The sequence below is a fragment of the Uliginosibacterium sp. sgz301328 genome (assembly GCF_041807905.1).
In the GTDB taxonomy this organism is placed as follows: domain Bacteria; phylum Pseudomonadota; class Gammaproteobacteria; order Burkholderiales; family Rhodocyclaceae; genus JBGVSA01.
This window is the reverse complement of the sequence record NZ_JBGVSA010000035.1, coordinates 1-18935: the sequence shown is the minus strand read 5'-3', so window position 1 is coordinate 18935 and position 18935 is coordinate 1. Positions and strand designations below refer to the sequence as shown.

At 63.9% G+C, this 18935-nt stretch carries 12 protein-coding genes and 1 pseudogene; 5 read left to right on the top strand and 8 right to left on the bottom strand.

Annotation, left to right across the window (positions count from 1 at the left end; genetic code table 11):
- Window positions 1–190 precede the first annotated feature (190 nt).
- From ACDA63_RS18435 to purL, 3 genes are all read right to left on the bottom strand, one after another.
- A complete protein-coding gene (locus ACDA63_RS18435; protein ID WP_373664757.1) occupies window positions 191–1255 on the bottom strand; it encodes a type II asparaginase in 1065 nt (354 codons plus the stop codon).
- A gap of 157 nt (window positions 1256–1412) precedes the next feature.
- Window positions 1413–2198, bottom strand: a complete 786-nt coding sequence (locus ACDA63_RS18430) for a class I SAM-dependent methyltransferase (protein WP_373664756.1) — start codon at window positions 2196–2198, stop codon at window positions 1413–1415.
- Between the two features lie 75 nt (window positions 2199–2273).
- Window positions 2274–6206 (bottom strand): phosphoribosylformylglycinamidine synthase, encoded by a 3933-nt coding sequence (purL, locus tag ACDA63_RS18425; protein WP_373664755.1) that lies wholly within the window; start codon window positions 6204–6206, stop codon window positions 2274–2276.
- Window positions 6207–6437: 231 nt separating this feature from the next.
- Here purL and msrB point away from each other — a divergent pair, with 231 nt between their 5' ends.
- Window positions 6438–6839, top strand: coding sequence for a peptide-methionine (R)-S-oxide reductase MsrB (gene msrB, locus ACDA63_RS18420; RefSeq protein ID WP_373664754.1), 402 nt, complete (start codon window positions 6438–6440; stop codon window positions 6837–6839).
- A 51-nt stretch (window positions 6840–6890) separates the two neighbouring features.
- On the opposite strand, the gene ACDA63_RS18415 is transcribed toward msrB, so the two are convergent.
- From ACDA63_RS18415 to ACDA63_RS18405, 3 genes are read right to left on the bottom strand one after another with little or no spacing between them, the layout of a single operon-like run.
- Window positions 6891–7778, bottom strand: coding sequence for an alpha/beta hydrolase (locus tag ACDA63_RS18415; protein WP_373664753.1), 888 nt, complete (start codon window positions 7776–7778; stop codon window positions 6891–6893).
- A gap of 3 nt (window positions 7779–7781) precedes the next feature.
- Window positions 7782–9434: a DNA repair protein RecN gene (gene recN / locus ACDA63_RS18410; RefSeq protein ID WP_373664765.1), complete on the bottom strand. Its 1653-nt coding sequence runs from the start codon at window positions 9432–9434 to the stop codon at window positions 7782–7784.
- A 35-nt stretch (window positions 9435–9469) separates the two neighbouring features.
- On the bottom strand, window positions 9470–10366 hold the full coding sequence (locus ACDA63_RS18405; protein ID WP_373664752.1) for an NAD kinase: 897 nt from the start codon (window positions 10364–10366) through the stop codon (window positions 9470–9472).
- 139 nt (window positions 10367–10505) lie between these two features.
- Between ACDA63_RS18405 and hrcA the strand changes: the two genes are divergently transcribed.
- The 4 genes from hrcA (at window position 10506) to ACDA63_RS18385 (ending at window position 17845) form a co-directional block, all read left to right on the top strand.
- Window positions 10506–11561, top strand: a complete 1056-nt coding sequence (gene hrcA / locus ACDA63_RS18400) for a heat-inducible transcriptional repressor HrcA (protein WP_373664751.1) — start codon at window positions 10506–10508, stop codon at window positions 11559–11561.
- 59 nt (window positions 11562–11620) lie between these two features.
- The gene (gene hemH, locus ACDA63_RS18395; RefSeq protein WP_373664750.1) at window positions 11621–12736 is read left to right on the top strand and encodes a ferrochelatase; all 1116 of its coding nucleotides are present in this window, start codon (window positions 11621–11623) and stop codon (window positions 12734–12736) included.
- Window positions 12737–12885: 149 nt separating this feature from the next.
- Window positions 12886–17076, top strand: coding sequence for an ATP-dependent RNA helicase HrpA (gene hrpA, locus ACDA63_RS18390; RefSeq protein WP_373664749.1), 4191 nt, complete (start codon window positions 12886–12888; stop codon window positions 17074–17076).
- Between the two features lie 52 nt (window positions 17077–17128).
- Entirely contained in the window at window positions 17129–17845 is a 717-nt protein-coding gene (locus tag ACDA63_RS18385) for a hypothetical protein (protein ID WP_373664748.1), read from the top strand.
- Window positions 17846–17948: 103 nt separating this feature from the next.
- On the opposite strand, the pseudogene ACDA63_RS18380 reads toward ACDA63_RS18385, so the two are convergent.
- Both ACDA63_RS18380 and ACDA63_RS18375 read right to left on the bottom strand, forming a co-directional pair.
- A pseudogene (locus ACDA63_RS18380) lies at window positions 17949–18770 on the bottom strand (IS3 family transposase); the annotation flags it as partial.
- A 39-nt stretch (window positions 18771–18809) separates the two neighbouring features.
- Window positions 18810–18923: an integrase core domain-containing protein gene (locus ACDA63_RS18375; RefSeq protein WP_373664764.1), complete on the bottom strand. Its 114-nt coding sequence runs from the start codon at window positions 18921–18923 to the stop codon at window positions 18810–18812.
- Window positions 18924–18935: the final 12 nt, after the last annotated feature.

The window sequence follows — 18935 nt, the reverse complement described above, 5'->3', positions numbered from 1 at the left end:
ATGCCCCCGACATTCGTCAAGACATCAAATTTCAGGCCCTATCGGCCCACTGAATTGTCTCCTGGCGGACAAAGGCAGAACGAAGTGATCGAATGACCAGCGCTGACCATCTCATCAATCATGAGCAATGGCACACGCCCCTGCGGCGATGGCCGCCTCTGAGCGGCCACCGTTTTCTGTGCAACGACTTTCAGTACTCCCAGAAAATCCGCTGCAGGTCCTTTGCGTCGCGTGGCTTCGTCAGCGCCACCATGGCAAGGATGCGTGCCTTCTGCGGGTTGAGATCGTGCGAGACGACCCAGTCGTATTGATCATCCGGCTGCTCGGCATTGCGCACCACGAATCCCGCTGGAACACGCGCAGAGCGAACCACCATGACACCTGACTCGCGGATCTTGCGCAGCGCCGGCACGACGCGGTCGGCCACCGAGCCGTTGCCAGTGCCCGCATGGATGATCGCCTTCGCCCCGCCTGCCGCTGCCGACTCGTACATGCCGGCGGGCACGTTGCCGTAGCTGTAGACGATATCCACCGTGGGCAGTTGATCGATGGCGTCGATATCGAATTCGCTGTTGGCGGTATGGCGTTTGACCGGCGCGCGAAACCAGTATGTCTTTCCCTCCACGACCATGCCCAACGGCCCCCACTGACTTGAAAAGGCGTTGGTCTTGATGTTCACCATCTTGGTCACGTCGCGCCCGGAATCGATCTGATCGTTCATCGCCACCAGCACGCCCTTGCCCTTGGCATCCGGGCTGCCGGCCACCACCACGGCGTCGTAAAGATTGAGCACACCGTCGGCCGACATCGCGGTGCCCGGGCGCATCGAGCCGACCAGTACGATGGGCTTGTCGGTGTGCACGGTCAGGGTGAGAAAGTACGCGGTTTCTTCGAGCGTGTCGGTACCGTGCGTGATGACGATGCCGTCCACATCGTTCTGTTTGACGAGTGCCGACACACGCTTGGCGAGCTGCAGCAGGTGGGCGTTGGTAAAGCTCTCCGAGGCGATCTGGAACACCTGTTCGCCGCGCACGTTCGCCACGTTGGTCAGCTCTGGCACGCTCAGGATCAATTTGTCGACCGGTACTTTGGCGGCCTGATAGCTGGCGCTGTTGGCCGTTGTCGCGCCAGCGCCGGCGATCGTGCCGCCGGTGGCCAGGATCACCACATTCGGCTTATCCGCCGCCAGAGCCTGCCCCGCCACCAGCAGCAAGGCGCAACAGAGCAGCCACTGTTTCCACAGCATTGAACGCATGGTCTATCCCCCGCATGAGACATCGGCTTGTGCAGGCGTCGTGCATTGGACGTCGCCTGCGCTGTCATCGGCACGCCCATCCGGTGGGCATACCTCTAAGCTCTAGTCAGCGGCGGCGAATAAATCAACGCAGCATAGCCGTCAGGACAGGTATGGATCAGGTGTTCTTGATGGCGACGAACGCAGCGGTTTCGTAGGGAACGGTCACGACATTCTTGCCAGCCAGCTCGGGCGTAGAGGCGATCAGCTCGCGCACCTGTCGCTCGACCATGGCCCGATCGTCGTCGGCCATGGCGGCAATGAAGCTGGTGGAGCGCACGCGATTGAGGATCACGTCTTCAGGCGCGCCGGCGTGTCCGTGCGCGTAGCGGCGCTCTTGCAGCGCGCTGAAGCCATCGAAGGGAAAAACCTTGCGCCACTCGCCGGTGTAGTAGCGCGGCGTATCGCCCTGGTGTGCGTTGACGATGGCATCGAGCCGTGCCACCCAGGGTATGCGCGCATCGCGCCCGTTCCACACCAGACCGAGCCGGCCGCCGGGCTTGAGCACTCGACGAATTTCCGCCAACGCCTCGCGCGTGGCGAACCAGTGGAAGGCCTGTGCGCACACAACGGCGTCGACCGAGGCGTCCGGCAAGGGAATCGACTGTGCTGCGCCATTCACGGCCTCGACCTGCGGCAGACTGGCGACGAGCTTTGCACGCATGGCATCGACGGGTTCCACCGCAATCACGCGTGCGCCCGTCGCCAGCAGGTAAGGCGTGAACTTGCCCGTACCAGCGCCCAGATCGACAGCCATGCGCCCCGCCGACAGCGCGAGATCATCGCGTAACCAATCGGCGATCTGTGGCGGATAGTCGGGGCGGCCCTTGACGTAGCGATCCGCCGCGCCAGTGTTGGTGTAACCGTCGGCGGCGGAGTGATGAACAGAGGTGTCGCGGGTCATGGAATGGCACTCCCTGCCCGCGCGGGTTGAATACGATCGGCGGCGTCGCGGGTGCTGCGTCGCCGATCGATGCGCTTACTTCAGCCAAACGCGCGCATTGCGGAACATGCGCATCCACGGCGAATCCTCGCCCATGCCCTTCGGCGCCCACGACATCTGCACCGTGCGGCGGCTGCGTTCCGGGTGCGGCATCATGATGGTGAAGCGGCCGTCCGGCGTGGTCAGGCCCGTGATACCGTCCGGCGAGCCGTTCGGGTTGGCCGGATAGGTGCTCGCAACACGGCCGTGATTGTCGACGTAACGCACGGCGACCAGCGCGTTGTCACGATCATCCACGCCCTGGAACACCGCGCGCCCTTCGCCGTGCGAAACAACGATCGGCATGCGGCTGCCGGCCATGCCCTGGAAAAAGATCGAGGGCGATTCCAGCACTTCGACCATCGCCACACGCGCTTCGAACTGTTCGCTGCGGTTGCGCGCAAAGCGCGGCCAGGTTTCGGCGCCGGGGATGATCTCGGCGAGGTTGCTCATCATCTGGCAGCCGTTGCACACGCCGAGCGCGAAGGTATTGTCGCGCTCGAAGAATGCCGCGAACTGTTCGCGCAAGCGGTCGTTGAACAGGATCGACTTGGCCCAGCCCTGCCCCGCGCCCAGCACGTCGCCATACGAGAAACCGCCGCAGGCAGCCAGCCCATGGAAGCCTTCCAGCGAAACGCGGCCGCTCATGAGGTCGGACATGTGCACGTCGTACGCATCAAAGCCAGCGGCCTCGAAGGCCGATGCCATTTCGTTCTGCGAGTTGACGCCCTGTTCGCGCAGGATGACCACGCGAGGACGATTGCCGCTGGCAATGTAGGGAGCCGCCACGTCGAGCGAGGGCTCGTACGTGAGCGCAACGGACATGCCCGGATCGGTCTTGTCGCCCAGCGCGGCGAAGGCTTCGTCAACGCTGGCTTCGTCGTCGCGCAGGCGCGCGATGTGGTGGCTCACTTCGCTCCACACTTTCAGCAGTTCATGCACGTCCGCCTCGAACACCATCTTGGCGTTGCGGCGGATGCGGATTTCGCTGCGCTCGTTCGGGTAGCCGATGAAGTGCGTGTGCGCCGACAGGCCGGCGTCCTTCAGGATGCCCTGCACGCGGTCGCGGTCGGCGTGACGGATCTGGATGACGGCGCCGAGTTCTTCGGCGAACAGCGCGCCGAAGATGCGGTCATTGAAGCGGCCACGCAGCAGGTCCGGGCGCTTTTCCGAGCCGTCGACGTCGCTCATCAGCTCATCGAAGCACACCGAGTCGAGTTCGATCGACAGACCGCTGCGTGAGGCGAAGGCCATTTCGCAGAGCGTGGCGAACAGGCCGCCGTCCGAGCGGTCGTGGTAGGCCAGCACAAGGCCTTCTGCCTTGAGCGCGTTGAGGCCCGTGACGAACTGCGTGAGCGTTTCGGCGTCGATGTCGGGCGCATGCTCGCCGACCGAGTTGTACGCCTGCGCCAGCACCGAGCCGCCCAGGCGATGTTGTTGCTTGCCCAGATCGATCAGCAACAGTTCGGTTTCGACGCCGTCTTCGATCTGCAGTTGCGGCGTCAGCGTCTTGCGCACGTCGCCCACCGGCGCGAAGGCGGTGGCGATCATCGACAGCGGCGAAATCACCGACTGGTCCTTGCCGGTTTCGTTCCATGACGTGCGCATGGAGAGCGAATCCTTGCCGACCGGGATCGACAACTGCGCACCGATACAGAATTCCGACACCGCCTTGACCGTTTCAAACAGGCGCGCGTCTTCACCACGATGACCGGCCGCGGCCATCCAGTTGGCCGACAGCTTGATGTCGCCAAGGCCGGCAACGTCGGCGGCCATCAGGTTAGTGACGGATTCGCCGATCGCCATGCGGCCGGATGCGGCCGGGCTCGCACAGGCCAGCGGCGTGCGCTCGCCCATCGCGAAGGCTTCACCACGATAACCGTGGAAACTCATCGTCGTGACGGCAACGTCGGCCACCGGCACTTGCCACGGGCCGACCATCTGGTCGCGCGCGGTCATGCCGCCCACCGAGCGGTCGCCGATGGTGATGAGGAAGGACTTGGATGCCACGGCCGGCATGCGCAGTACGCGCAGCGCGGCTTCCTTGATGTCGATGTGCGTCAGGTCGAACGGCGGCAGGTGCACGTCGCGCGAGGCGACGTCACGCGTCATTTTCGGCGGCTTGCCCAGCAGCACCGTCATGTCCATGTCGACGGCATTGTTGCCGAAGTGGCGATCGGACACCACCAGGCGGCCATCATCCGAGGCCGTGCCGACCACGGCGAACGGGCAACGCTCGCGCTCGCAGATGGCGCGGAAGGCATCGAGCGATTCCGGCCCGATCGCCAGCACGTAGCGCTCTTGCGATTCATTCGACCAGATTTCGCGCGGGCTCATGCCCGGCTCTTCGATCTTGACTTCGCGCAGCTCAAAGTGCGCGCCCAGGCTGGCCGAATCCGCCAGTTCGGGGAAAGCGTTCGACAGACCGCCCGCGCCGACGTCGTGGATCGCCAGGATCGGATTGTTGCTGCCCAATTGCCAGCAGGCGTCGATGACTTCCTGCGCGCGGCGTTCGATCTCCGGGTTGCCGCGCTGGACCGACGCGAAGTCGAGGTCGGCGGTGTTGCTGCCGGTCGCCATCGACGATGCCGCGCCGCCACCCAGGCCGATCAACATGCCCGGGCCGCCCAATTGCACCATCAGCGTGCCGGGCTTGAACTGGGTCTTGAAAGATTGCTCGGCCTGGATGTTGCCAAGGCCGCCAGCGATCATGATCGGCTTGTGATAGCCGCGTACTTCGCCTGCGACCTCCTGCTCGAACGTGCGGAAGTACCCGGTCAGGTTGGGGCGACCAAATTCGTTGTTGAACGCGGCCGCGCCCAGCGGGCCATCGATCATGATCTGCAACGGCGAGGCGATGCGTTCGGGCTTGCCGTAGGGCACTTCCCACGGTTGCGTCGCGCCCGGGATGTTCAGGTTCGACACCGTAAAGCCGGCCAGGCCTGCCTTGGGACGCGAACCGCGGCCGGTGGCGCCTTCGTCACGGATTTCGCCGCCGGCGCCGGTCGACGCCCCCGCGAACGGCGAAATCGCCGTCGGGTGGTTGTGGGTTTCAACCTTGGCGAGGATGTGGGTCAGCTCAGGGCGATACGTCCAGCGCCCGGCGGCGTCCGGATAGAAACGCGAGACCTCTGCCCCTTCGATGATCGAGGCGTTGTCGGCGTAGGCGACCACGGTGCCTTGCGGGTGGGCCTTGTGGGTGTCCTTGATCATGCCGAACAGGCTCTTCGATTGCGGCGCGCCGTCGATGATCCAATCGGCGTTGAAGATCTTGTGGCGGCAGTGCTCGGAGTTGGCCTGCGCGAACATCATGAGTTCGACGTCGGTCGGGTTGCGGCCTTCGCGGGAGAAGTTCTCGACGAGGTAGTCGATTTCGTCTTCCGACAGCGCCAGCCCCAGTTCGGTATTGGCCGACACCAACGCAGCGCGCCCTCCGCCCATCACATCGACGGTGGTCAGCGGCTGCGGTGCGTAGTGCGAGAACAGCGCGTGCGCGGCGTCGACGTTGTCGAGCACCGATTCGGTCATGCGGTCGTGCAGGAGCGGCAGCACGGCGGCGCGCGCATCTTCGTCCAGTTCCTTGACGTCCAGCGTGAAGACCGTGCCGCGTTCGATGCGCACCACCTTCCCGAAGCCGCAGTTGTGGGCGATGTCGGTCGCCTTCGATGACCACGGCGAGATCGTACCCAGGCGCGGCGTCACCACCAGCGACACGCCGGCCGGCACTTCGCCCTGCGGATAGGCGCCGAGCAGATCGACGATGCGATCCAGCTCATCGGCCGCCAGCGGCGCGTCGATTTCGATGAAGTACCAGTGTTCGGCATGAACGCCACGGACCTTGCCGTGGGCGGACTTCAGGGAAGCGGCAAGGCGCGATGCGCGGGCGCTCGACAATGCAGGGGCGCCGCGCAGCTTGAGAATCTCGGACATGGGGAACTCGAAGAGCAGGCCGCAGGCGGCCTTGGGGTCAAAGAGAGAGGCGGCATTATACCGGAGGCGCGCCCCGCATTCGAGGCCTAAACCCTTGATTTCCGGCCTCAAGCGGAGACTTGCCGACATTGCTCGCCAAAGTGGCGAGCGTCCCCCGCGCGTGCGCCGCGCTATTGTGCGAAGCTTGGCTCGCCCCCACATAGGGCGAGTCACCCAACGAGAGAGCCCACCATGTCACGCAACGTCGAGAAAACCGAAGCCGAATGGCGCGAACAACTCACACCCGAACAGTTTCGCGTCACGCGCCAGAAAGGCACTGAACGCCCCTTCACCGGCCAGTACTGGGATGTGTGGGAGGACGGCACTTACCACTGCATCGGCTGCGGCGCCGAACTGTTCCACGCCGCCCACAAGTTCGACGCCGGTTGCGGCTGGCCGAGCTTCTACACGAGCTCAGCGCCGGAGAACATCGAGTCAGTGGACGATTTCAGCCACGGCATGATCCGCACCGAAGTCATGTGCCATCAATGCGGCGCGCATCTCGGACACGTATTCGAAGACGGCCCCAACCCCACCGGATTGCGCTATTGCATCAATTCGGCGTCGATCAAGCTGGAAAAAGACGAGGAATGAGCTCCGGGCGCTGTCGCCTGCCGCCGCGGCAGTGACGACAGCGCCGCCGTATTACAGCCAGCCGTTGGAACGGGCCCAGCTCTCGAACAGGCTCGTCCACACGCCAACGGGCTCGCCCGCGCGGCGCAGGCCGAATCCATGTTCGCCGTGCTGGAAGCAGTGGAACTCCGTACTGATGCCATGCTCGCGCAGCGCCATGTAATAGCGCAGGCTATGGTCCGCCGGCACCGAACCGTCATCATTGGCCAGCGCGATGAAGGTCGGCGGGCCGTCGATCGCCACCATCGTGTCGCATGAATAGGCCAGCACGTCAGCGTGGGTCGGCTCGGTGCCCAGCAGGCTCTGGCGCGAACCGGCATGGGCAATGGCCTCGTCCATGGAAATGACCGGATACGCCAGCGCGCAGAAGTCCGGCCGCGCACTGGTGTCATCGACCACGTCGATCGGCGCGTAAACCTTGCGCGCAAAGCCATTGGCGAGTGTTGCCGCCACATGGCCGCCGGCCGAAAACCCCATGACGCCGACGTGCCACGGTGCGACGCCGAATTCCGCCGCATTCGCGCGGATCAGGCGCAGTGCGCGCTGGGCGTCCTGCAACGGCACGTCGCGCGACCGTTCGTGGCCTTCGCCCGGCAGGCGATAGCGCAGCACGAACACGGTAATGCCGATGGCCACCAGCCAGCGCGCGACTTCGTAGCCTTCCTTGTCGATGATGAGGCGCTGATAGCCGCCCCCCGGCGCCAGCACGATCGCCGTGCCGTTCGGCTTGGCCGGGCGGAACACTTCCAGCCGCGGGCGCGTCACGCCGTCGACGGCCCGGTCGCGGATGCCCACTTCGGTGCTGCGCTCCACACTGCGCTCAACGACGGTCACGTCCGCCGAGCCGGGAGCCTGCCCCGGCCATAGATTGATGATTTCCAGCCCTGCTTCTTCCTGCATTGGTTACAGCCCCAGCAATTCCGCCGCGTGGGTACGCGTCGTCTCGGTGATATTCACGCCGCCCAGCATACGGGCGATTTCTTCGATGCGATTGCGGGCATCGAGTTCGGTCAGGCGCGACAGGGTCTGGCCATTGGCGGTCTCCTTGGCGACCTTCCACTGCCAGTTGGCCTGCGCCGCCACCTGCGGCAGGTGCGTGACACACAGCACCTGGCGGCCCTGCCCCAGTTCGCGCAGACGGCGACCGACGATTTCCGCGACGCCGCCGCCGATGCCGACGTCGACTTCATCGAAGATCAGCGTCGGCACGGATTGTGATTCGGAGGCGATGACCTGGATCGATAGACCGATCCGCGACAATTCGCCGCCGGAGGCTACCTTTGCCAGCGGGCGCGCAGTTTGATGCGGGTTGGCGGCTACCAGAAATTCCACGCGTTCGTAGCCGTGCGCGCTGCCTTCTGGCTCGGCGACCAGCGAAATGTCGAATTTGCCGCCCGCCATGGCGAGCTCCTGCATCGCCTCGGTCACAGCGCCGGCCAGCTTGCGCGCAGCCTTGGCACGGCCTTGCGAGAGGCGTCGCGCGTCGGTATCGAAGGCGGCGAATGCGGCGCGCTCGCGCGCTTCAAGTGTTGCCAGATCGGCCAGTTCGGCGAGACTTTCAAGCCGCGCACGGCGCTCTGCGAGCAGTTCGGCGAGCGTTTCGGGCGGCACGCGATACTTGCGCGCCGCGCCCATCACGGCTGTCATGCGCTGTTCGACTTCGGACAGGCGCTCGGGGTCGAGTTCGACGTGATCGCGATATCGCCGCAGCGCGTGGCCCGCCTCTTCGAGCTGGATCGCCGCACCCGACAGCAACTGGGCGATCTCGCCGAGCGATTCGTCGTAGCGGGCCAGGTCCTGCAACTGGGCTGCAACGCGCTCTGTGGCGTCGGCAAGCGCCGAGTCGCCTTCGGTCACGGCATCCAGCGCGCTGGCCGCGCCTTCGAGCAGACTGGCCGCGTGCGTCAGCCGACCATGCTCCTGGTTGAGTTCGTTCCACTCACCCGGCTCGAGCGCGAGCTCGGCCAGTTCGTTGACTTCGAATGCCAGCAGGTCGCGTTCGCGCGCTAGGCTCTCCTGCCCCTCGCGCGCCTGGGCGAGCGTATCGCGCGCGCCTTGCCAATGCTTGTAGTGAGCGGACACGTCGCGCGCCAGGGCGAGCAAACCGCCTTGTGCGTCCAGCAACTGACGCTGCGCGTCGGCGCGCAGCAGCGCATGGTGAGCATGCTGGCCGTGGATGTCGGCGAGGAATTCACCCAGCTCGCGCAATTGCGTGGCGGTGGCTGGCGTGCCGTTGATGTAGGCGCGCGAGCGGCCCGCCTTGTCGATCACGCGGCGCACGAGGATCAGGTCTTCGCCCGCCAGGTCCTGCGATTCGAGCCAGGCCGCCAAGGCCGGGTCGGCAGGCGGATCGAACTCGGCGGCAATGTCGGCCTTGTCGCAGCCCGTGCGCACCACCGAAGCGTCGGCGCGCTCGCCGAGCAGCAGCGCAAGCGCATCGAGCAGGATCGACTTGCCTGCGCCCGTCTCGCCGGTCAGGGCGCCAAAGCCGGGGCGAAAATCGAGTTCGAGTCGATCGACGAGGACAAAATCGGAAATCAGCAGGCGTCGCAGCATGTAGGTGTGGCGCGGGTCTGGATGGATGGAATCGATCAGGAAAGGCGCGGCGCGGCGCTCCAATGGAGCTTTTCGCGCAACACCGCAAAGTAGCTGTAGCCCTCCGGATGCAAGAGCGTGACGTGCTGGGCAGAACGGCGCAGGCGGATGCGGTCCAGCGGATGCGCCTCGAACAGCGTCTGCCCGTCGAAGTGAATGCGTGCGTCGTATCCGGGTGAGATCACCAGTTCGACCACGCTTTCCTGCGCCAGCGCCAGCGGACGATACGTCAGCCCGTGGGGCAGCAGCGGCACGAGCACGATGCCTGCGAGCCTCGGATGCAGCAGCGGACCGTTGGCCGACAATGCATATGCGGTCGAGCCGGTGGGCGTCGCGACGATCATGCCGTCCGAGCGTTGCGAATAGATGTATTCGCCGTCGACGTGCAAATCGAATTCGATCATGCGCCCGCTCTCGCCGCGCGAGAGCACCACGTCGTTGAGCGCCACGGTGTGGAAGACGTGCTGGCCTCCGCGCAGCACTTCGGCGTCGAGCAGCATGCGGCGCTCACGCAGGTATTGGCCGGCCAGGATCTCGCCCACGCGCTGGATCATCTCGTCCCGGCCGATGTCGGTCAGAAAACCCAACCGCCCCTGGTTGATGCCCACCAGCGGTACGTTGTAGAGCGCCAGCCGCCGCGCGGCAGACAACAGGGTGCCGTCGCCGCCGACGACGATGGCCAGGTCGGCTTCCTCACCGATCTGCTCGAAACTCACGGCCGTCGCAGAACCGATCGCGCCCACCGCCTTGGCGGTGTCGGCTTCGATCCACACCGTCAAGCCTTGCGCGGCAAGGAACGCCTCCAGGCGGCCCAGCGCCTCGGCGGCTTCGCTGCTCTGGTATTTGCCCAGTAGCGCGACAGTTTTGAATACGATGGCGGTTTCGACGTTCATGGCGCCGCATTTTACCTATTCTGGACGCGGCCGCCCCGAGGTTTTCGGGTTTGCCCGAGGCCCCGCCCCGTCAGCCGGATGTGGCGCGATGTGTCAGAGGTCTTCCGCGAAGGCCCCCGGTTTCTTAGAATCGATACCTATGCCGGATGTAAAAGCCCCCACCGATTCACTCGATGCACGCGCCAAGGTCCTCCTCAAGACCCTGGTGGAGTGCTACATCGCCGAAGGCCAGCCGGTCGGCTCGCGCTCGTTGTCGCGCCAGTCCGGGCTCGAACTGTCGCCAGCGACCATCCGCAACGTGATGGCCGATCTTGAGGAACACGGCTTTGTCGCCAGCCCGCACACCTCGGCCGGCCGCATCCCCACCGCGCGCGGCTATCGCATCTTCGTCGACAGCCTGCTCACCGTGCAGCCGATGGAACAGGCCAAGGTGCGCGAGCTGGAATACCGGTTGCAGCCGAACGATCCGGCTCGCATGATCAGCTCGGCCTCGCAATTGCTGTCGCAACTGACGCAGTTCGCCGGCGTCGTGGTGGCCGCTCGCAAGGACAACACCAAGATCCGCCAGATCGAATTCGTCAGTCTGTCGGACACGCGTGTGCTGCTGATCATCGTCACGACCTCGGGCGACGTGCAGAACCGCATTCTCTTCACGCGCCGCAGTTATTCGGCCTCGGAACTGACCACGGCCGCCAATTATCTCAACCACCATTGCGCGGGCCTGTCGTTCAGCGAAATGCTCGGCCGGCTACAGGCCGAACTGGTCGCGTTGCAAGGCGACATGTCCGAACTGATGAACGGCGCCATCGCCGCCGGGCAGGAAGCCATGAACGAAGCGCGCGACACCAGTTACGTGGTGTCGGGCGAAGGCAACCTGCTGGAGATCGAAGATCTCTCGTCGAACATGTCGCGTCTGCGCGATCTGTTCCGCCTGTTCGAGCAGAAATCCGGCCTGATCCAGTTGCTCGACATATCCAACCGCGCCGACGGGGTGCAGATCTTCATCGGCAGCGAATCGGGCATCGCTTCGCTCGACGAATGCAGCGTGGTCACCGCGCCGTACGAAGTTGACGGCGAACTGGTCGGTACGGTCGGCGTCATCGGCCCCACGCGCATGGCTTACGAACGGGTGATCCCGATCGTCGATATCACGGCACGCCTGCTTACCAGCGCGCTGTCCCACCACAACAATTAACCGGGCATACACCGCAGGGCCGGCGATGCAACACGTCGCAGGCCTCGCGCGGCACATACATGTTCTCTCTTTTCCGCGAACCACCGCAGCAAGCCGAGCAGGCACCCCGCATCGGCATCCTCCTGATGAATCTCGGCACACCGGCCAAGGCCGATGCCAAATCGGTACGGCCGTACCTGCAGCAGTTCCTGCTCGATTCGCGCGTAGTCGAAATCCCCAAGATCGTGTGGCTGCCGATCGTCAATGCGTGGATTCTCAATACCCGCCCACGCCAGTCCGCGCTCAAGTATCGCAAGGTCTGGACGCCCGAAGGTTCGCCGCTGCGCATCCACACGGAGCGCCAGCGAAAGCTGCTGGCCGGCTATTTCACCGAAACCGGCCGCGACGACGTACAGGTAGCCTACGCCATGCGCTATGGCGAACCCGACGTGCGCTTCGCACTCGACTGGCTCAAGGGCCGTCAATGCGACCGCGTGCTGGTGCTGCCGCTCTACCCGCAATACGCCAGCAGCAGCACGGGCAGCGCTTTCGACGCCGTGGCCAAGGTCATGCGCCGGCTGCGCAAGGTTCCCGAAATGCGCTTCGTGCGCAGCTTCCATGACGACCCGGCATACATCTCTGCGCTGGCCGGCACGGTCACGCGCAGTTGGGCGCAGAACGGCAAGGGCGAAAAGCTGGTGATGAGCTTTCACGGCGTGCCACGCTACAGCATCGAAAAGGGCGACCCGTACTTCTTCGAGTGCCACGAAACCGCCCGCCTGCTCGCCCAGCAGCTCAACCTGAGCGACGACGAATACGTGGTCACGTTCCAGTCGCGCTTCGGCCGCACCGAATGGCTGCGCCCCTACACCGAGCCGACCCTGCGCGAACTGGCCGCCAAGGGCGTCAAGCACGTCGACGTCATCTGCCCAGGGTTCGTTTCGGATTGCCTGGAAACGCTCGAAGAGGTCGGCATGGAAGTCAAGACCGCCTTCATGAGCGCAGGTGGCCAGCAATACAACTACATCGAGTGCCTGAACGAAGATCCGGACTTCATCCGCGCGCTGCGCGACATTGCCAGCCGCCACATGGCCGACTGGCTCGCCCAGCCCGTGCCCGATGCGATGGAACTGATGCTGCGCGCCCGTCGCAAGGTGGCGCTCGTCGAAGCCATGCCCGCGAAAAACGGCAAGTAATTCCAGCCGACCGCCCCATGGCCGTATCGTCGGCCATGGGTGCCCGGCCCATTTGCGGCCAGCGGAAACCTGTCGCGGCTTCATCCGCTAGAATCACACGCCGCTGCCGGCGTTGCCGGCACCCCACTCCATTTTTCGATCCGTTTTCGATGTCCCGCCGCGAGTCTTCTGCCCTTTACGATCAGGTCCTGTCCGCCGACCGCGCCGCCCTGCACCGCGCCCTGCGCGAAGCGCGGCAGCCTGTGCGCGCGCTCGCCGATCTGCCGGAGAAGCTGCGCGGCCGCTTCGAGAAGAGCGCCGAACTGCGCGCACGTCGCCGCCAGAACCTCCCGCGCCCGAACTTCCCCGGCGAACTTCCCGTCAACCAGCGGCGCGACGAAATCGCCGAACTGATCCGCGCCAATCAGGTGGTGATCGTCGCGGGCGAAACCGGCTCCGGCAAAACGACGCAACTGCCCAAGATCTGCCTCGACATCGGTCGCGGCGAAGCCGGGCTGATCGGCCACACGCAGCCGCGCCGGCTGGCGGCGCGCGCCACGGCCACGCGCATTGCGCAGGAACTCGATTCCGAATTGGGCAGTACAGTCGGCTTCAAGGTGCGCTTTACCGACCACACTCGGGCGGACAGCTACATCAAGCTGATGACGGACGGCATCCTGCTGGCCGAAACGCAGGGCGATCCGTCGCTGTCGGCATACGACACGATCATCATCGACGAAGCGCACGAACGCAGCCTGAATATCGACTTCCTGCTCGGCTACCTGCGCCAGTTGCTGCCGCGCCGTCCGGACCTGAAAGTCATCATCACCTCGGCCACGCTCGACGCCGAACGCTTTGCGAATCACTTTGCCATCGGCGGCAAGCCGGCGCCCGTGATCGAAGTGTCGGGCCGCATGTACCCGATCGAAATGCGCTACCGCCCGATCGAGGACGAAGAGGCCGCCAAGCCCGCTGCGCGCGCCGGCGTGACGGTACGCAGCGATCCACGCCGCGCCAATCGCGATCTGTATGAAGCGATCGTCGAGGCCGTCGACGAGCTGCAACGCGTCGGCCCCGGCGATGTGCTCGTGTTTTTGCCCGGCGAGCGCGAAATCCGCGAATCGGCTGAAGCCTTGCGCAAGGCGCACCATCTGCCGGGCACCGAAATCCTGCCGCTGTTCGCGCGCCAGTCGGCCGCCGAACAGGCGCGCGTGTTCGCCCGTTCCAATGGTCGCCGCGTCGTGCTGTCGACCAACGTCGCCGAAACCTCGCTCACCGTGCCGGGCATCCGCTACGTGATCGACACCGGGCTCGCGCGGCTGAACCGCTATAGCCATCGCAACAAGGTCGAGCTCCTGCAGATCGAGAAGATCGCGCAGAGTGCGGCCAAGCAACGCGCAGGCCGTTGCGGTCGCGTGCAGGACGGCGTATGCATCCGCCTGTACGACGAAGAAGACTTCACCCGCCGCCCCGCGCACACCGACCCGGAAATCCTGCGTTCATCGCTGGCCGGCGTCATCCTGCGCATGAAGTCGCTGCGCCTCGGCGCGGTCGAAGAGTTCCCCTTCATCGACCCGCCCACGCCGCGAATGATCGGCGACGGCTACCAGTTGCTCACCGAACTGGGCGCGGTTGACGACGACAACGAACTGACCACCATCGGCCGCGAACTGGCGCATCTGCCGCTCGATCCGAAGATCGGCCGCATGCTGCTGGCCGCGCGCGACCGTCGCTGCCTGGATGAAGTGCTGGTGATTGCCGCCGCCCTGTCGGTGCAAGACCCGCGCGAGCGTCCGCCAGAGAGCTCCGGCACCGCCGATCAGGCGCACGCGCGCTTTCGCCTGGCGCCCGACGACAAGGGCGAGCCGCGTTCGGAATTCCTCTGGTACTGGAACCTGTGGCAGGCCTTCGACGAAATCTGGCGACACGAGTCTTCCAGCAAACAGAAGGCGTGGTGCAAACAGCATTACCTATCGTACCTGCGCATGCGCGAATGGCGCGACATCCACAGCCAGTTGCACAGCCTGTGCGCCGAACACGGCTGGCTGGGCGACGCGCGTGATGCCGAAGGCAAGAAACCGCGCAGGCAAGAACAGGCCAAGCCCGAGCAAGCGACCTCGGGGCGAGAACTCAAAGGCGCACGCGGCGCGCAGCAAATTGCCGCCAAGCAGGAAGCCCGCGCCCGCGCGGCCGACTACGAATCGATCCACAAGGCTTTGCTGACCGGCCTGCTCGGCCACATCGGCGTGCGCATCGAAGACGCCACCGGGCCCAACGTCGGCGCGTTCAACGGCGCACGCGGCATCAAGTTCTGGCCGCATCCGGGCTCGTACATGGCCAAGCGCGCCGGCAAATGGCTGATGGCGGCAGAGCTTATCGACACCTCTCGCCTGTACGCGCGCTGCATTGCCCGCATCGAACCCGAATGGGTCGAAGAAGTCGGCGCGCACCTGCTGCGCACCAGCGTGTACGAACCGCACTGGGAGAAAAAACTCGGTGCCGTGCGCGCCTGGGAGCGCGGCGTGCTCCACGGCATTACGCTCTACGCGCGGCGCGCGACCGGCTACGAGAATGTCGATCCGGCGATGTGTCGCGACCTGCTCATCCGCGAAGGTCTGGTGCAGGGCGAAATCGACGAGGCCGTTGCGCGCGGCATGGCCTTTCTCCAGCACAACCGCAAGCTGGTGGCCGAGATCGAACGCCTCGAACACAAGATGCGCCGCCCCGACGTGCTGGTCGACGAAGCGCTCATCCACGCCTTCTACGACAGCCACATCCCGCAGGACGTGACCGACGTGCGCGCCTTCGAGGCCTGGCGCAAAAAGGCCGAACGCGGCAACCCCAAGCTGCTGTACCTGTCGCGCGACCAGCTCATGCGCCACGAAGCGGCCGGCGTCACCACCGATGCCTTCCCGCCGACGACGGAAGTGCTCGGCCAGAAGCTCAAGCTCACTTACCTGCACGAACCCGGCGCAGTGGATGACGGCGTCACGCTGACGGTGCCGCTCGCCATGCTCAACCAGGTGCCGGTCAACCGTTGCGAATGGCTCGTGCCGGGCCTGCTCGAAGACAAGGTGACGGCCTTCCTCAAGACCGTGCCGCAAAAGCACAAGCATCGCCTGCAGCCGATCTCCGAATCCGCGCGCGCCTTCATGGCCGCATTCGACGACGGCCAGTTCGATACCACCGAACCGTTCCTGCGCGCGCTGGAGACCTTCGTGGAAGAGCGCGTACAGCTCAAACTGCCGCTCGAGAGCTTCCGCCCCGAAAACGTCAACGCGCACTGTTTCATGAACTTCCGCGTCATCGACGAGCACGGCCGACCGCTCATGCAGTCGCGCAACCTCGCCGAATTGCGCGTCAAGCTCAAGGATCAGGTCGCCAGCGTGTTCCGCAACGCACAGATCGAGCAAGCCTTCCAGAGCGCTGGCGTGGCGCAGCCGGAGGACACCCCCGAGGCCCCTTCGGTCGCAGCGGAACCCGCGACAGAAACCGCTGGCAACGTGCAGCTTTCCGGGCTGACGAGCTGGTCTTTCGGCGAATTGCCAGAGCTGCTCGAAGTGAAGGTCGGCCACCGTACCGTCATCGGCTTCCCTGCCCTGCAGGACGACGGCGATTCGGTCAGCCTGATCGCCTGCGACACCCAAGAGGAAGCGGCTCGCATACACCGCAAGGGGCTGGTGCGTCTGTTCATGCTGACGCTGTCGGCGCAAGTCAAGGCGATCGAAAAATTGCCGGGCATGCGCGAACTGGCGCTCAAGTTCATCTCGTTCGGCAACGACGCCGACCTCAAGCGCCAGATCGTCGTCGCCACCATCGAGCGAACCTGTCTGATGGACCCGCGGCCAACCGACGCCGCCACTTTCGAAGCGCGCGCCCAAAGCGCCAAGCTACGCATCTCGCTGGTCGCGCAGGAACTCATGCGCCTGGCATCTGCGCTCCTCGACGAGTACGGCGCGCTGCAGAAGAAATTCCTCGGCCTCAAGGCACATGCCGGAGCACTCGCCGACATGGAAGCCCAACTCGCCGCGCTGATGCCCAAGGACTTTCTCACCGCCGTCCCCTACGAACGGCTGACGCACTACTCACGCTACCTTAAGGCCGTCTCGGCACGCATCGAAAAGCTGCGCACCAACCCCACGCGCGACGCGCAATGGATGGGCGACTGGAAGTCACTCGCCCAGCCGTGGGAACGGGAGTGGATCGCAAAACTGCGCGCCGACGTCATCGATCCGCAGTTGGAAGAATTCCGGTGGATGCTGGAAGAACTGCGTGTGAGTCTCTACGCGCAGGAACTCAAGACGCCAATGCCCGTGAGCGTCAAGCGCTTGCAGAAGATCTGGGCGAGCCGACCTCGGTGATTATTCAATTTGTATACTCCACTCATTGCAATACCAATTAACCTCTTCCCAAATGAGCTTGATTGATGTGAGTGATGGCAATCGCCTTACAGCGACGGCACTATTCAATCTTCATAAGCAAGGTAGAGCGATGAGCGACATTTCTAACACCGCCGATGGCGGTGACATCCTTCTTTTTGACAATCCAGTTTGGCACGCGATTGAAGCCCGGATTATTGCTGCCTTTTCCGATGTAAGACTGGAAGATGGAATCGGGTATTTCGAGGCAAATGCGAAAGACGACTATCTGAATCCGGACGACCCTTGCTACCAAGCAGAGCGGGCCCGCGACGACCGTCATGACTGGATGTCACTCGTACGCCATATCGAAGCCAATGACGGCAGGATGAATGAATGCGCCCATTGCTTTATGGATTTGAAGGGGCTCTATTTCCATTTACCCGTCTTGCTTTTGACAAACACGCAACTACTAAGCACATATTTTCTCAACCCGGACACGGCGTTGCTCGATCTGCTTACGCCACCACAGTGGGAAATTCTGATCGACCTCTATGAGTATCTCGTCGATTATGACTGGTGGATAGATCACCTTATGAAGGAGGAGGAAACCCAGTGTCGGACCTGCGGAAAAATCAAACATAGAGAATCCATGACTCGGGCCGAGGCTATGGCGCACGTCGAAAACAGCGAGGACTTTAAGATCTGGCAGATCCTACGCAATGAATACGAAGTTCGATTTGGTCGCGCAACTAGCCCGGCGAGACGATAGTCATATTGGACCGGACCAATTCCCAGTGGCGTCAAAATTAGGCAATGCTTGCCTCATTGCCTCGGCGATTGTGACCTCCCCCCGGATATCCGAGCGGGTGGAGTTAGAGATTTCCGGCCTCAAGGTGAGCGAGCCGGAACTCGCTCGGAGTCAGATCGCCCAGTGAGCTATGCGGCCTGAATTCGTTGTAATCGCATCGCCACATCTCGATCTTCTGGCGAGCATCGTCCAGCGACAAGAACCAGTGCACGTTCAGGCATTCATCTCGCAGGCTGCCGTTGAATGATTCAATGAACGCATTATCGGTGGGTTTGCCCGGACGTGAGAAGTCCAGTGTTACCCCGTGTTCATACGCCCACTGATCCAACGCCTGGGAAATAAACTCGCTGCCATTGTCCACCTGGATGCGCTGTGGCAAGCCGCGCAGCGCGCGCAGATGCTGCATCGCCACCACCACGTCGGCGGCCTTCAGCGCGTAATCCACCGTGATCGCCAGGCTCTCCCGACTAAAATTATCGACCACAGTTAACGCCCGGATCTTCTGCCCGTTGAACAGCTGATCCGCAACGAAATCCATGCTCCAGCACTCGTTCATGCTGGAGAGGACGGGACGTTCCTGCCGGTGTGCGGCGGCAACGCGACGGCGCGGTCGCTTGCGGCGCAGGTTCAGCCCTTCTTCGCAATAGATCCGGTAGGTCTTCTTGTGATTGATCTGCCAGCCTTCGCGCCGCAGCAGCACGTGGATACGTTGCGCACCGTAGCGGATACGTGTGGCGGCAATCTCTCGGATGCGCTGACGCTCGGCGCGGTCATCCCGCGGCCTCGGCCGATAGAAGTACGTCGCCTGTCGTAGCTCAATTACTGCTGTCGCACGTCGAATGCTTACCCGATAGGCACTGATCAGAAAGTTCACCAGCTCGCGCTTGCAAGCTTGCTTGTATTGACCCAGCGAAATCTGCTCAGGTTATGCGGCTAATGCAAATGCTTCAGCCGGGGTCTTCATTCCCAGCGCCTGGTGTGGACGCTGGTGGTTGTAAAAACGTATCCAGTCGCCGATCACGCGGCTGGCATGCTGAATGGTCTCGAAACG

Excerpts from the sequence above, each read along its gene's own strand:
- ACDA63_RS18435 (WP_373664757.1), bottom strand. The coding sequence starts at position 1,255 with ATGCGTTCAATGCTGTGGAAACAGTGGCTGCTCTGTTGCGCCTTGCTG.
- ACDA63_RS18430 (WP_373664756.1), bottom strand. The coding sequence starts at position 2,198 with ATGACCCGCGACACCTCTGTTCATCACTCCGCCGCCGACGGTTACACC.
- purL (WP_373664755.1), bottom strand. The coding sequence starts at position 6,206 with ATGTCCGAGATTCTCAAGCTGCGCGGCGCCCCTGCATTGTCGAGCGCC.
- msrB (WP_373664754.1), top strand. The coding sequence starts at position 6,438 with ATGTCACGCAACGTCGAGAAAACCGAAGCCGAATGGCGCGAACAACTC.
- ACDA63_RS18415 (WP_373664753.1), bottom strand. The coding sequence starts at position 7,778 with ATGCAGGAAGAAGCAGGGCTGGAAATCATCAATCTATGGCCGGGGCAG.
- recN (WP_373664765.1), bottom strand. The coding sequence starts at position 9,434 with ATGCTGCGACGCCTGCTGATTTCCGATTTTGTCCTCGTCGATCGACTC.
- ACDA63_RS18405 (WP_373664752.1), bottom strand. The coding sequence starts at position 10,366 with ATGAACGTCGAAACCGCCATCGTATTCAAAACTGTCGCGCTACTGGGC.
- hrcA (WP_373664751.1), top strand. The coding sequence starts at position 10,506 with ATGCCGGATGTAAAAGCCCCCACCGATTCACTCGATGCACGCGCCAAG.
- hemH (WP_373664750.1), top strand. The coding sequence starts at position 11,621 with ATGTTCTCTCTTTTCCGCGAACCACCGCAGCAAGCCGAGCAGGCACCC.
- hrpA (WP_373664749.1), top strand. The coding sequence starts at position 12,886 with ATGTCCCGCCGCGAGTCTTCTGCCCTTTACGATCAGGTCCTGTCCGCC.
- ACDA63_RS18385 (WP_373664748.1), top strand. The coding sequence starts at position 17,129 with ATGAGCTTGATTGATGTGAGTGATGGCAATCGCCTTACAGCGACGGCA.